Here is an 11,664-nt window from a genome sequence, read left to right as displayed (position 1 = left end):
AGGAACTCGGGCCCCGGCGTCCGCTCACCACGCTTCCTCTTGCGGGATCGCGGCGTGTTCCCTAATCTGAGCGCGACGCCTTGGTGACACGAGTCACTATCGGGGGTGACGACACGGTCGGTTGCACCCGGGAGCGCCCACGCCCTCAATGAGGAGGACCGAATGAGCATCCATCCCCTGCCCGCACGAAGCCGGCGCCGAGTGGCGCCGGCTCTCGCCGTCGCGGCCGCACTCATCACCGTCACGAGCGCGGCGGGCGCCGCGCAGGCCGCCCCGATGCATGAGGTCGACCCGTTCGCGCCCGACTTCGGGCCGAACGTCACGATCGTCGATTCCGCAACGCCACTCGAGGAGGTGCAGGCGATCCTCGACGAGCTCGCCGACGCGCAGGTCGACGCCGAGATGTCGACCGCACGGCACAGCGTGCTCTTCCTCCCCGGCGCGTACGGCACGGCGGCCGATCCGCTGCAGGCCCGGGTCGGCTACTACACCGAGGTCGCCGGCCTCGGCGCTTCGCCGCAGGACGTCGACATCACCGGCAAGATCGAGGTCTACAACCGCTGCCTCGAGGGTGGCGGCACGGCGAATTGCCTCGCCCTCGTGAACTTCTGGCGCACGATCTCGAACCTCTCGCTCGAGGTGAACGGCGCAGGCCAGGACGGATGCCGCGGCTCGGCGAACTTCTGGGCGGTGTCGCAAGCGGTGTCGATGCGTCGCCTCGACGTGTCGGGCGGCAACCTTTCGCTCATGGACTACTGCACCGCGGGCCCGCAGTACGCGAGCGGAGGATTCATCGCCGACTCCCGTCTGCCGTTCGTGGTCAACGGGTCCCAGCAGCAATGGCTGACGCGCAACAGCGTGGTGGCCGGCTGGTCGAACGCGGTGTGGAACCAGGTGTTCTCGGGTGTCGAAGGGGCGCCGGATGACGCGGCGTTCCCGAACCCGCCGTACACGACCCTCGACGAGACGCCGGTCAGCCGCGAGAAGCCGTACCTCTTCGTCGACGCCGACGGACGCTATGCCGTTCGGGTGCCCGAGGCGCAGACCGGCACCCGCGGCATCACGTGGGCCGACGGCGAGACCCCCGGACGCACGATCCCGATCACGGACTTCGTGATCGCCCGCCCCGGCGACTCGATCGGGTTCATCAACTCGAAGCTCGCGAAGGGCAAGCACCTGCTGCTCACGCCCGGCGTCTACGGCGTCGACAGCAGCATCCACGTGAAGCGCGCCGACACGGTCGTGCTCGGCATGGGTCACGCCACGCTGACCGCGGTCGACGGCGCGGTGCCGATCAGGGTCGCGGATGCCCCGGGCATCGTCGTCGCCGGCGTCACGATCGACGCCGGCACGATCGAGTCGCCGATCCTGCTCCAGGTCGGCAAGCCCGGCAACGGCCACGCGAAGAAGGTCGATCCGGCGAACCCGATCACCCTCTCCGACGTGTACTTCCGCGTCGGGGGTCCGCACGTCGGCAAGGCCGACACGGCACTCGAGGTGAACAGCGACCACGTGCTCATCGACCACACCTGGGTGTGGCGAGGCGACCACGGCGTCGAGGGCTTCACCGAGGGGATCAACGGCGACACCGACCGCTGGAACACGAACACCGGTCGAACCGGTGTCGTGGTGAACGGCGACGACGTCACCGCCACGGGGCTGTTCGTGGAGCACTTCCAGCAGTTCAACACCGTCTGGAACGGAGAGCGCGGCACCACCGTGCTGTACCAGAACGAGCTGCCCTACGATCCGCCGACCCAGGCCGACTGGACCCGCCCCGACGGCACGCTCGGCTATGCCGGTTACAAGGTCGCCGACGGCGTCGCCGAGCACACGCTCTACGGCGGCGGCGTGTACGTCTTCAACCAGAACAACCCGTCGATCGTGACGGAGAACGGGTTCGAGGCGCCCGAGGGTGACGGCATCCGCCTGCACCACATCATGACGGTGAACCTGAGCGCCGGCACGATCCTGCACGTCGTGAACGGCATCGGGGCCGCCGCCGACACCACGGTGATCGGGGCGCCGATCTACCTCACGGACTACCCGCTGCCGTGACGGCCTGACCAGCGACCCGCGCGCCGGGCGCGGCTCGGTCCGTGATCAGGCCGAGTCGCGCTCGACGAGCGCCGGTGCCTCGTGCGGACGGGGCGGCGGGTCGTCGCCGTCGAGGGCGGCGAGCACGCACGCCGCGAGGTACGACGCCTCGCGCTCGATGTGCTGCGTCACGGTCGTGAGCGGCGGCGAGGCGAGCGCGGCGAGCGGCACGTCGTCGACCCCGATGACGGCGAGGTCGCCGGGCACGTCGAGCCCGGCCGCGCGAGCGCCGGCGAGCACGGCGAACGCGACCTCGTCGTTGTAGGCCGCGACGCCCGTGACGCCGGCCTGCCGCCAGGTGGCGACCGCCGCGGAGCCGGAGCGGGCCTCGACGCCGACGGGGATGACGACGGGTGCCGGGAGTCCGCGCTCGGCGCACACCGCGCGCACCCCCGCCAGGCGCTGGTCGGCGAAGTCCACGACGCGCGGGTCGTCGGTCGTGGCGTATCCGATGCGCGCGCGGCTTCGGGCGACGAGCCGCTCCACCTGCAGTCGCCCGATGTGCGGCTGAGGGTTCTCGGCATCGGGGCCGGCGTCGCCCGTGTCGACCACCTGGATGCCGGCCTGCCGCATCGCCAGCACCTCATCGGGCTCGAACTCCGTCAGGCCGACCACCGTGCGAGGCGTGACGGCGCGCCACAGCTCGGACAGCGGGCGGTCACCGCGCACGTGATGCACGAGCACGGACAGCCCGCGCTCGGCGAGCTCGTCGGCCAGATGATCGAGCATGGTCTCGATGACGGGGCCGACGGGCCAGTCGGGCAGCACGCACAGCACGAGGTCGCTGCGCCCGCTCCGCAGCGTGCGAGCCGCTGCCGAGGGCGCGTAGCCGAGCCGCGCGGCGGTCTCGAGCACACGTCGCCTCGTGGCATCCGAGATCGACGTGCCCTCGGTGCCGTTCAGCACGTAGCTGACGGTCGTGCGCGACACCCCGCTCGCGCGCGCGACATCCGCACTCGTCACTCCGGCCACGCATCCTCCTGAAACAATCCTCGAGTGCACCCTATTCGCTGGTGCAGGCAGCGGGGCGACCCCTAGCATTGCTCCGACCCCACAGGAGGCATGGATGATCGAGTCCCACGCGGCGCCGGCCGGCTGGTATCCCGAACCGAGCGGAGCCGAAGGGCAGCGATGGTGGGATGGCAGCCGGTGGACGGAGTACGCGACGCCGCTCGCCGCGCCGACGCCCGCAGCCGGGCAGTACGCACCCTACGAGGGTGGGGCCGAGCGCCGCGTACCCGCGGGCACGCCCGTCGACACGGTGTGGATCTGGCTCATCGTGGCCGCGCCGCTCCTGGCCGTCATCCCGCTGTTCCTCTGGGACTTCGAGGGCTACATGCTCACGTCGATGACCGACCCCGACCCCACGGCGCAGCTGCGCATGTACCTCGACCCGATGTACCTCACGAGCGTGGTGCTCGGCTGGCTCCTGTACGGCGTCTCGGTCTGGTTCGCGTACCTCGATCGCGTGGCGCTCGAGCGACTCGGCTACGCGAGGCGATTCCACTGGGCCTGGGCGTTCCTCTCGTCGCTCGTCTACGTGATCGGCCGATCCGTCGTGGTCAAGAAGCAGGCCGGGCGCGGCGCGGCACCGATGTGGGTCGCGATCGCGCTCAACGTCGCCATGATGATCGCCCTGTTCATATGGGTCGGGGTCGCGACCGCGAACGTCCTGGGTGCGGTCGTGACCCAGTATCCCGGCGTGTAGCGAGACCCCAGACGTCGCGCTTTTCCGGGCTGGACGCGACAATGAGGGGATGGACCCCGTCGAGGCGCTCGAGGAGATCGCGTTCCTGCTCGAGCGCGATCGCGCCTCGTCGTTCAAGTCGAAGGCGTTCCGTCGCGCAGCCGACGTCGTCGGCGAGTACTCGGCCGATGAGCTCGCCGCTCGCGTGGCCGATGGCCGACTGAAGCGCACGAAGGGCATCGGTGACACCACCTACACGGTCATCGCCGAGGCGGTCGGCGGGGACGTGCCGGGCTACCTCGCCGAATTGCGGGTGCGCAGCGGACCGGCCGCGAGTGCGCCGAGCGACGGCCTCCGCTCGCAGCTGAAGGGCGACCTGCACAGCCACACCGAGTGGTCGGATGGCACGACCCGCATCGAGGTGATGGCCAGGGCCGCGAAGCAGGCCGGCCTCGAGTATCTCGTCGTCAGCGACCACTCCCCGAGCCTCAGGGTCGCGAACGGGCTCAGCTCCGAGCGATTGCTCGAGCAGTTGCAGGTCATCGAAGGCCTCAACGGCCGGCCAGGCGGCATCCGTCTGCTCACCGGCATCGAGGTCGACATCCTCATCGACGGTGCGCTCGACCAGACGCCCGACATGTTCGACCGCCTCGACATCGTCGTCGCGAGCGTGCACTCGAAGCTGCGCATGGAGTCGCGCGAGATGACGGCACGGATGCTCCGTGCGATCGAGCATCCGTCGATGAACGTGCTCGGCCACTGCACGGGCCGCCTCGTCGAGGGCTCGCGCGGCACCCGCCCGCAGTCGACGTTCGACGCGCGTGCCGTCTTCGCGGCGTGCGCCGAGCACGACGTCGCCGTCGAGATCAACTCGCGACCCGAGCGACAGGACCCGCCCGACGAGCTCATCCAGCTCGCGCTCGACGCCGGGTGCCTCTTCAGCATCGACAGCGACGCGCACTCGCCGGGGCACTTCTCCTTCCTCGACCTCGGGGCGGAGCGAGCCGAGGCCAATGGGGTGCCTGCCGAACGCGTCATCACGACGTGGCCGGCCGATCGCCTGCTCGAGTGGGCCGCGGCGCATTGACCCTCGTCTCCGGCCATGCCGCGAGAGTAGCCTTGACGGTGACGGCTGCATGCCTGGGCCGAGGCATGCCGAGGCATGGTGAAGGAGGCGTCGTGGCGCAGTTCATCTATGACGATACGCGCGGGGCGCAGTTCGATGATCGGGTGCTCGCCCACCTGCAGGTCGTCATGCTCAACAAGCTCCGACGCCGCGAGAGCTTCGCGTTCTCATGGGAGGAACCGCGCGGACTCGTCTCCATCTGGGTGCATCCGAGCGTGGCGCTCCAGTTCATCTACTCCGGCAATCGGCCCCCGTCGCTGAACCGCGCCTGGCTCGAACTCCTCGCCGACTCGGCGAACTCCACGGGAGGCCTGCATACGCTCCCTGAGCCACCGCCTGACGCGACCCTCGAAACGTAGCGCGCCCTCGCCGGCAGATTCCCCGGATTTGCGAATTAGACCGACCTCACGGCGCGCAGCACGGCATCGACCGTGTCGTCGTCGGCCGGGAGGGCGGCGTCTTCGAGGCGCTGGCGCGCCATGGTACGGAGCTCATCGACGTGTCCGAGGTCGGCATCGCCGCGCATCTGCTCGGCGATGCCACTGATCTTCTCGTCGATGCTCGCGTCGGCGGATCCGTCTTCAATGGGGCCATCCTGCACATTCATGAGCCCAAGCGTGCCATGCGGCGTGCCGCGTTCGCGGCCCCTTGACACGCGTCCCCGAACGGCGTCCCCGGGTTCGGCGACAAGTGGGACGCGTACGAGGCCCCCGTGCGTCAGGCGTCGACCGTCTCGCGTTCGGCGTCTGGGGTGCCGGCGCGTTGCCGGCGCCCCAGTGTCGCCATCGCGAGGATCGCACCGAGTGCGGCGACGAGCGCCGCACCCTTGAGCGCTGCCGCGTACCCACCGGTGAGATCCGTAGCGCTGGTGCCGGTGGCCGTGACGGCGGAGCTCAGCACGGTCAGGGCCGCCAGGCCGACGGCCGAACCGATCTGGTAGCTCGTGTTCACGAGCCCCGATGCGACGCCGGTCTCCTCGGGTCGGGCGGCACCGATGGCCGTGCCGAGCGACGGAACGAATGCGAGCGCCATGCCGAATGCCGCGACGAGCGAAGCCGGCAGCACGTCGACGGCGTACATTCCGTCGGGACGCGCGAACGAGAGCCACACGAGCCCCGCCGCGAGGAATGTGAAGCCGGCCACGATGAGCGGCTTGGCGCCGAACCGTGCCAGCAGCCGCGGAGCGACCAGGGTCATGCCGAGCACGATGAGCACGGTCATCGGGAGCAATGCCGCCCCGGCTGCGAATGCGCCGGCGCCGAGGACCTGCTGCAGGTAGAGGTTCAGGAAGAACCACATCGGCACCCATGCAGCCCCGAGCAGGAGCTGAGCGAGGTTCGCAGCTCCGAGCTGCGGGGTGCGGAAGATGCCGAGCCGCAGCAGTGGCTGTCGCGAGCGCGCCTGGACGATGAAGAACACGGCGAGCAGAACGGCGCCGACACCGACGGCGATGAGGGTCTCGGCTGTGGCCCAACCGACCTCGGGAGCGCGGACCACACCGTAGACGAGCGCGGCGAGGCCGACGGTTCCGGTGATGGCGCCGATGACGTCGACCGACCCGCGCTGGCGTGCGACGACGGGAAGGGCGACCGGCGTGAGCAGGATGACGAGCGCGGCGATGGGGACCGTGATGTAGAACACCCACGGCCAGCTTGCGTACTCCGTGAGCACTCCGCCGAGGAACACTCCGGCGGTGCCGCCGATCGGTGCGGCCGCACCGTACACGGCGAACGCACGGGGAAGCTCTTTCGTGCCGCCGAACAGCGCCACCAGCAGGCTGAGCGCTGCTGGGGCGATGAGCGCCGCGCCGGCGCCCTGGACGGCACGGCCGAGGATCTCGATCCCGACAGTGCCGGCGGCTCCGGCCAGCACGGACCCGGCAGCCAGGATGAGCCAGCCGCTGATGAACACCCGGCGTGCGCCGAGGAGGTCGGAGAGCCGGCCACCCAGGAGGAGGAGGCCGCCGAAGGCCACGACATAGGCGTTGAACACCCATGACAACGACTCGGGCGTGAAGCCGAGTTCCGCCTGCATGCGGGGGAGGGCGACGCCGATGATCGACGTGTCCATGATGACGATGAACTGGGCCGTGGCGATGAGCGTGAGCCCGAGCCACCGGCGTCGGGCCGGCGCTCTGGTTGTTGTTGACATGATCGGTTCTCTCTTTCCGGGACGGATACCCCTAGGGGGTATAACTCATCCCGTCAAGAGGTATTCCGCGAACCGCGCGTCAGTCGACGATCGTCTCGGTGGCGTCGTCGAGCTCGCGCCGCAGGTACTTCGGAGCCTGTACGCGCCACGCCTCCGTCACCAGCTCGGCGAGATGGTCCTCGTCGATGCCGGCCATGCGGAACGCCACCTTCGGCTCACCCCACCTGGTCGTCGTGCCCAAGAACACGTCGGGCGCCATTGCGCGAAGGGCCAGCGCGTCCACCGGGTCGGCGACCTTCACCCCGACGACCAGTTCGGCCGCGATGATCTCGCGGATTTCTTCGGGGATGCTCGGCCATGGATGGCACTCCCACGCGAACAACTTGCCGCGAACGAACCAGGCGGCACCGCCCGTGGTCGCGCGTTCTTCGCTGCCGGGCAGCCCGACGGTGGCGCGCCGCAGGTCGTCGAGAGTGGCCACGGTATGAGCCTATGGTCGTGGCTACAGTTCGAGCGAGTAGTAGAACGCGCGCTCGCCGGTGTCGGGGTTCACGCCGTTGAACCCATGGCGCTCATAGAAGCGCTGCGCGTCGACATCCCCCGCGTCGACGTTGATCTCGATCGCCGAGACGCCCTGCTCCTTGGCGTCTGCGATCAAGAGGTGGATCATCGCCGTGCCAAGGCCATGACCCCGTCGATCCGGCGCGACATAGAGTTCGTCGAGGAGGGCCACCGGCCCGTCGTACCAGACGTTGCTTCGCAGCGTCACGAGCGCGAATCCCGCCGCAGGATCGCCGGCCAGGTACGCGATGGTGCTGGGTCCGGCGAGCAGTGACTGCAGACGTCCCACCAGAACGGCCGGCCCGGGGCTGGGGGTGTCGAATTCGGTGTTGAAATCGTGGAGCATGCGCGCCAGCGTTTCGGCATCGTCTGTCCCGGCACGTCGAGCATCAAGGTCTGCGGAATGGTCCGACATGACCGCAAGACTAACCGCGGCGAGCTCGACTGCCGAAGGCGTGACCGGCGCGGAACGAGAAAACCCCCGGTGAGCCGGGGGTTTCGATGTGGCTCCGACCGGCATCGATCCGGTGACCTTTCGATTTTCAGTGAGCCTGGGCGGTTTTTGCTCCATTCTTGTGAACATGATATCGCGCTGATCAGGGATTCTTCTGAATGGTCTCAGTTGGTTTCAGTTCGTTTTCGCGCATTTAATGGCACAGATTTTGTCCGACGGGAGTCGGAGTCATCACCCCAACGGGGGGTTCTAGGAGGCGAACTACTCGAGCGTGGCATCGATAGGCTCGTCCAGGCTGGCGCGAGGCTCGGCTACTTAATGGTCGGGGAGTTGCATGGTTGACGAGGGCATCACGTACGAAACGACGTCTGTGCGAGCTATCCGCGGGATGGAAGCACGGACCGTCGCGAAGTGGGAGAACCAAGGTTGGGAAGTTGTCTCTCAGACGACGGGAAAGCTGCAGACCGAGATTGTGATTCGCCGGCCCAAGCCGAAGTCGCGCGTGCTCCTCTACGCGATTGGCGCTGGAGCGCTCGCGATCGTGCTCGCCACGGTTATCACCATCGGAGTCATCAGCGATCGGAATGCTCCCGCCGCTGAAGCGGACGCGACTCCATCGGCCGGTGCCGGCGAAGTGTCTTCCTCAGAGACTGAACCGTCTGAGTCCGTCGAGCCCTCCGAGCCGGCAGAACCCGAGGACATCGTGATCACGACGGCGAACAACCCGGACTTCGCGGCGCTGCTGGCTCTTGGGGACTACTGCGACGACTCGATACCCGTCTTTGCGGAGAAGTACCGCGGACAAACGATCGTCTTCGACGGGAATGTCGGTGCGGTCAACAACCATGACGGTGCTACCACCCGATACGACATCCTGATCGGAGCGGGCGACTACAGCGAAACCTCGCAACCGGGGCCGGCCTTTCAGTTCCGCGATGTAAACCTCGTCAATGACCTGCACTATGTCGGCGACGTGCCAGACACCCTCGGCGTTGGTGACAACCTCAACGTAACCGCTGAGGTAGGGGAGTACGAGCCCGGCTCGTGCTTGTTCCTCATCGAGCCGGTCGAGACGACGTACCGCTGATCCGCGTCCGCGTCGCGCATCCGTGGACGTGACTGCCTGACCAATGCATTGAACACGTGAGAGAGCTGTTCAGTTAGCTCGTCACCGGTGTCACCACCGTTGTACCCCTAGACGGGACGGATCAACGGCTCGTGCGCGCTTGAGTTCTGTTCCGGTGCTCACGCTAGCTCTGCGGTTCAGACCTCGATTGCGCGCAGGTACTTCCGCATGTCAAAGCTCTTCAACGGCCAATCGTGTCTTGCCCGGGACGGGTGACGCGGATGCCCGCTCCTGAGTAGGTCGCCGATCGACACCCATTCACATGCCGACGCGTCGGTCACCGAGACGATCCCCTTGAGCATCTCCGACAAGTAGGGCCGCGTTTCGATCAGCTCACCCCACGCGGCGAGCAGCGTCAGCTGGCGGCCGTTGATGAACTCGGCGATGTGCCGCTCATTCTCGGCTTTGAGCTCAGAGGCACTGGTCAAGTGCATTCCACGAGGGTTGGTTGATCTTTGCGGATAGAGGTTCAACATCCCCCAGCTATCGAAGCCATTGCGGGAGGCGAAACCCATCACCGCGCTGACAGTGCGGTCGGGCTTCCCTGGAATCGCAGTACTGGGATTCACGCCCACACACACGAGTGGATTCTCACCAACGACGCCCAAAACGAAGCGCGCTGAGTTGTCAGCGCTGTTCTCGTAGATGTCAGTCACTCTGCTCCCTATCGCATCATCGCTGATCGTTGGGCCAGACGACTGTCTCGCCTATCAGGGTCAGGAAATGCTCGAACTCCGAGACGGTTAGCTTGCCATCCCTGGCCGCTTCGTTGATGAGATCTCGCCGCGACCAAACTGCGGTCGATCCGTCTTTGCGGGCGCTCACGAAGACCGTCATGTCCATGATGGCGAGCTGTTCCGCTACATCGTTGCGAGTGCCGGCCCTGGCTTCCGCGCACAGCCGATCGATGTCGCCTTCTGCGTTCTCAACGGCGTCCCACGATGCCATTCGCTCGGCTGAGCCAAGAGGTCTCGCCCGAGGGGACATGGCCGTGAGGGCGAGCATCATGGGGCCTGCTTCGCCGCCTCCCATTCGGTTCAACGAGAAGCGACTATCGGCCAGCGCTTCGATGCTCTGTTCCAGCCCGAACGGATCTCGGCTACGCACAGCAAAGATCCTCGTATTGTCGAGAGCTCGCAGCTCATCCAGAGGGAACACCGAGCTGTAAACGGTTCCGAAGAGCAAGCGATCAAACGGTTTTCGGGCTCCCCAATGCTGCTTAACGCGAGCGCGGATGTCGGTAGCTTTCCCGACGTAGAACTGCTTGAGTTCGTCGAACACCAGGACGTAGACGCCTTCGGCGCCTGCCCAATCGGAGAGCTGCTCGACAGTCCGCAGATTGCCGTGATCGCGCACCTGCTCAAGCGATGCCTCAAAATCGTCGCGATCGAGCGCGTCGAAGTAGGCCATGGATAGGTCATAGTTGCGCAGAGCTTGGTCGCGGTTCGTTAGCAGGAAGGCGTCGGAGAGCTCTCGGTACTCTTCGTCGCGGAACATCCAGCGCATGCGCTCCCACATCGACTCGGGAAAGTACTCACGGCGGGGCCGTTGCTTGGGATTGCGCCGCGGTAGCCCAAAAGTAGCGCGAGACAACTTCTGCTCCGTTCGGCGACTTAGAGGTACACCGAAATGCACATCGGGCAACTGTGCCACCGTGGGCTTCATCGATGGGAGCGTCGGTTGGCGAGGGTCACACGGCCAAACTACCGGGGCTTACGGGGACTCGTTAGGCGCTCTGCAAATCCAGCATCGGTTCAAGCCATCTGCGGGCAGATTTTAAGCCCCGAGCACTGGCCACCCAGTCGCACCCCTCGAACTGGGGCGGCGTAGCCGCCTGTCGCGCCCGGCCGCGTTTGTACGCTCGGTTGGTATGAACCGCGTGAAGCACGGCTCGTCCCCTCAATTGTCCTGCTCGGAGCGCTGATCACCTCTGGCTGTGCGGCCAGCCAATCGGGTTCCGCCATCACGTCCCCGTCGCCCGCGCCCGCAGTGACCGAGACGCCGACGCCTGAGCCGACGCGCACTCCACCGCCTGACGCCGATGCAGATGGTTTGATCGACCTGCTCGACGACTTCCCGCAGGATCCGTCCCGGTCGAAGCAGCTGCGCTACGCGTCCGGGGCGCCAGTCGTCGAGGGCTACCCCCTCGTCGTCGATACGGCCCAACTGGATGAACGCCTCGTGAACTGGATCAAGACACCGCAGGCGGTCGCGCTCGCTCCGGGCGTCTATGTCGGCTACAACCCGGCGGTCACCGACCTTGCGACGTATCTGGAGTCCAACGTCGGCGATGGCGACTGCGCCGTTCGGGATCTCTATGAGTTCGGCGGTGGCGCCTGCTGGGATGGCGTTCTAGCATCGCCCGCCGAACCACAGCCGTGACCGCTCCCGGTACGCATCCGATACGAGGATCAGGCACGGCCAAATTGAATGCGCGAGAAGGATGACTGCAGGCGCGGAAG

The 11,664-nt window shown here is 67.0% G+C and carries 13 protein-coding genes; 6 read left to right on the top strand and 7 right to left on the bottom strand.

The genetic code is table 11. The annotated features are described in order from the left end of the window. Nucleotides 1-162: 162 nt before the first annotated feature. On the top strand, nt 163-2,058 hold the full coding sequence (locus QFZ26_RS04680; RefSeq protein WP_307039719.1) for an adenylyl cyclase: 1,896 nt from the start codon (nt 163-165) through the stop codon (nt 2,056-2,058). A gap of 45 nt (nt 2,059-2,103) precedes the next feature. On the opposite strand, the gene QFZ26_RS04675 is transcribed toward QFZ26_RS04680, so the two are convergent. Then, nucleotides 2,104-3,069 (bottom strand): LacI family DNA-binding transcriptional regulator, encoded by a 966-nt coding sequence (locus tag QFZ26_RS04675; protein ID WP_307039717.1) that lies wholly within the window; start codon nt 3,067-3,069, stop codon nt 2,104-2,106. A gap of 94 nt (nt 3,070-3,163) precedes the next feature. Between QFZ26_RS04675 and QFZ26_RS04670 the strand changes: the two genes are divergently transcribed. The 3 genes from QFZ26_RS04670 to QFZ26_RS04660 all read left to right on the top strand — a co-directional run bounded on the left by QFZ26_RS04670 (nt 3,164) and on the right by QFZ26_RS04660 (nt 5,269). After that, complete coding sequence (locus QFZ26_RS04670; RefSeq protein WP_307039715.1) at nt 3,164-3,805, top strand: DUF2510 domain-containing protein; 642 nt, start codon at nt 3,164-3,166, stop codon at nt 3,803-3,805. Nucleotides 3,806-3,854: 49 nt separating this feature from the next. Beyond that, entirely contained in the window at nt 3,855-4,871 is a 1,017-nt protein-coding gene (locus tag QFZ26_RS04665) for a PHP domain-containing protein (RefSeq protein ID WP_307039713.1), read from the top strand. 92 nt (nt 4,872-4,963) lie between these two features. Beyond that, entirely contained in the window at nt 4,964-5,269 is a 306-nt protein-coding gene (locus tag QFZ26_RS04660) for a DUF7882 family protein (RefSeq protein ID WP_307039711.1), read from the top strand. Between the two features lie 35 nt (nt 5,270-5,304). Here QFZ26_RS04660 and QFZ26_RS04655 read toward each other — a convergent pair whose 3' ends face one another. From QFZ26_RS04655 to QFZ26_RS04640, 4 genes are all read right to left on the bottom strand, one after another. Next, nucleotides 5,305-5,517, bottom strand: coding sequence for a hypothetical protein (locus tag QFZ26_RS04655; RefSeq protein ID WP_307039709.1), 213 nt, complete (start codon nt 5,515-5,517; stop codon nt 5,305-5,307). A 110-nt stretch (nt 5,518-5,627) separates the two neighbouring features. Beyond that, nucleotides 5,628-7,061: an MFS transporter gene (locus tag QFZ26_RS04650; protein ID WP_307039708.1), complete on the bottom strand. Its 1,434-nt coding sequence runs from the start codon at nt 7,059-7,061 to the stop codon at nt 5,628-5,630. A 79-nt stretch (nt 7,062-7,140) separates the two neighbouring features. Continuing rightward, nucleotides 7,141-7,542, bottom strand: a complete 402-nt coding sequence (locus QFZ26_RS04645; RefSeq protein ID WP_307039706.1) for an MmcQ/YjbR family DNA-binding protein — start codon at nt 7,540-7,542, stop codon at nt 7,141-7,143. A gap of 21 nt (nt 7,543-7,563) precedes the next feature. After that, nucleotides 7,564-8,037: a GNAT family N-acetyltransferase gene (locus QFZ26_RS04640; RefSeq protein ID WP_307039705.1), complete on the bottom strand. Its 474-nt coding sequence runs from the start codon at nt 8,035-8,037 to the stop codon at nt 7,564-7,566. 373 nt (nt 8,038-8,410) lie between these two features. Between QFZ26_RS04640 and QFZ26_RS04635 the strand changes: the two genes are divergently transcribed. Beyond that, nucleotides 8,411-9,163, top strand: a complete 753-nt coding sequence (locus QFZ26_RS04635; protein ID WP_307039703.1) for a DUF4839 domain-containing protein — start codon at nt 8,411-8,413, stop codon at nt 9,161-9,163. 176 nt (nt 9,164-9,339) lie between these two features. Here the strand turns inward: QFZ26_RS04635 and QFZ26_RS04630 are convergent, their stop codons facing one another. Then, the gene (locus QFZ26_RS04630; protein ID WP_307039701.1) at nt 9,340-9,858 is read right to left on the bottom strand and encodes a DUF1643 domain-containing protein; all 519 of its coding nucleotides are present in this window, start codon (nt 9,856-9,858) and stop codon (nt 9,340-9,342) included. A 16-nt stretch (nt 9,859-9,874) separates the two neighbouring features. Further along, on the bottom strand, nt 9,875-10,867 hold the full coding sequence (locus tag QFZ26_RS04625; protein WP_307039699.1) for a GIY-YIG nuclease family protein: 993 nt from the start codon (nt 10,865-10,867) through the stop codon (nt 9,875-9,877). A gap of 387 nt (nt 10,868-11,254) precedes the next feature. On the opposite strand from QFZ26_RS04625, the gene QFZ26_RS04620 reads away from it, so the two are divergent. Beyond that, on the top strand, nt 11,255-11,584 hold the full coding sequence (locus QFZ26_RS04620; protein ID WP_307039697.1) for a hypothetical protein: 330 nt from the start codon (nt 11,255-11,257) through the stop codon (nt 11,582-11,584). Nucleotides 11,585-11,664: the final 80 nt, after the last annotated feature.

Origin of the sequence: Agromyces ramosus (genome assembly GCF_030817175.1) — a bacterium.
Lineage (GTDB): Bacteria > Actinomycetota > Actinomycetes > Actinomycetales > Microbacteriaceae > Agromyces > Agromyces ramosus_A.
Note: the sequence above shows the minus strand (reverse complement) of the source record. Positions and strands in the feature narration are given on the sequence as shown.

Excerpts from the sequence above, each read along its gene's own strand:
- QFZ26_RS04680 (WP_307039719.1), top strand. The coding sequence starts at position 163 with ATGAGCATCCATCCCCTGCCCGCACGAAGCCGGCGCCGAGTGGCGCCG.
- QFZ26_RS04670 (WP_307039715.1), top strand. The coding sequence starts at position 3,164 with ATGATCGAGTCCCACGCGGCGCCGGCCGGCTGGTATCCCGAACCGAGC.
- QFZ26_RS04665 (WP_307039713.1), top strand. The coding sequence starts at position 3,855 with ATGGACCCCGTCGAGGCGCTCGAGGAGATCGCGTTCCTGCTCGAGCGC.
- QFZ26_RS04655 (WP_307039709.1), bottom strand. The coding sequence starts at position 5,517 with ATGAATGTGCAGGATGGCCCCATTGAAGACGGATCCGCCGACGCGAGC.
- QFZ26_RS04650 (WP_307039708.1), bottom strand. The coding sequence starts at position 7,061 with ATGTCAACAACAACCAGAGCGCCGGCCCGACGCCGGTGGCTCGGGCTC.
- QFZ26_RS04640 (WP_307039705.1), bottom strand. The coding sequence starts at position 8,037 with ATGTCGGACCATTCCGCAGACCTTGATGCTCGACGTGCCGGGACAGAC.
- QFZ26_RS04635 (WP_307039703.1), top strand. The coding sequence starts at position 8,411 with ATGGTTGACGAGGGCATCACGTACGAAACGACGTCTGTGCGAGCTATC.
- QFZ26_RS04625 (WP_307039699.1), bottom strand. The coding sequence starts at position 10,867 with ATGAAGCCCACGGTGGCACAGTTGCCCGATGTGCATTTCGGTGTACCT.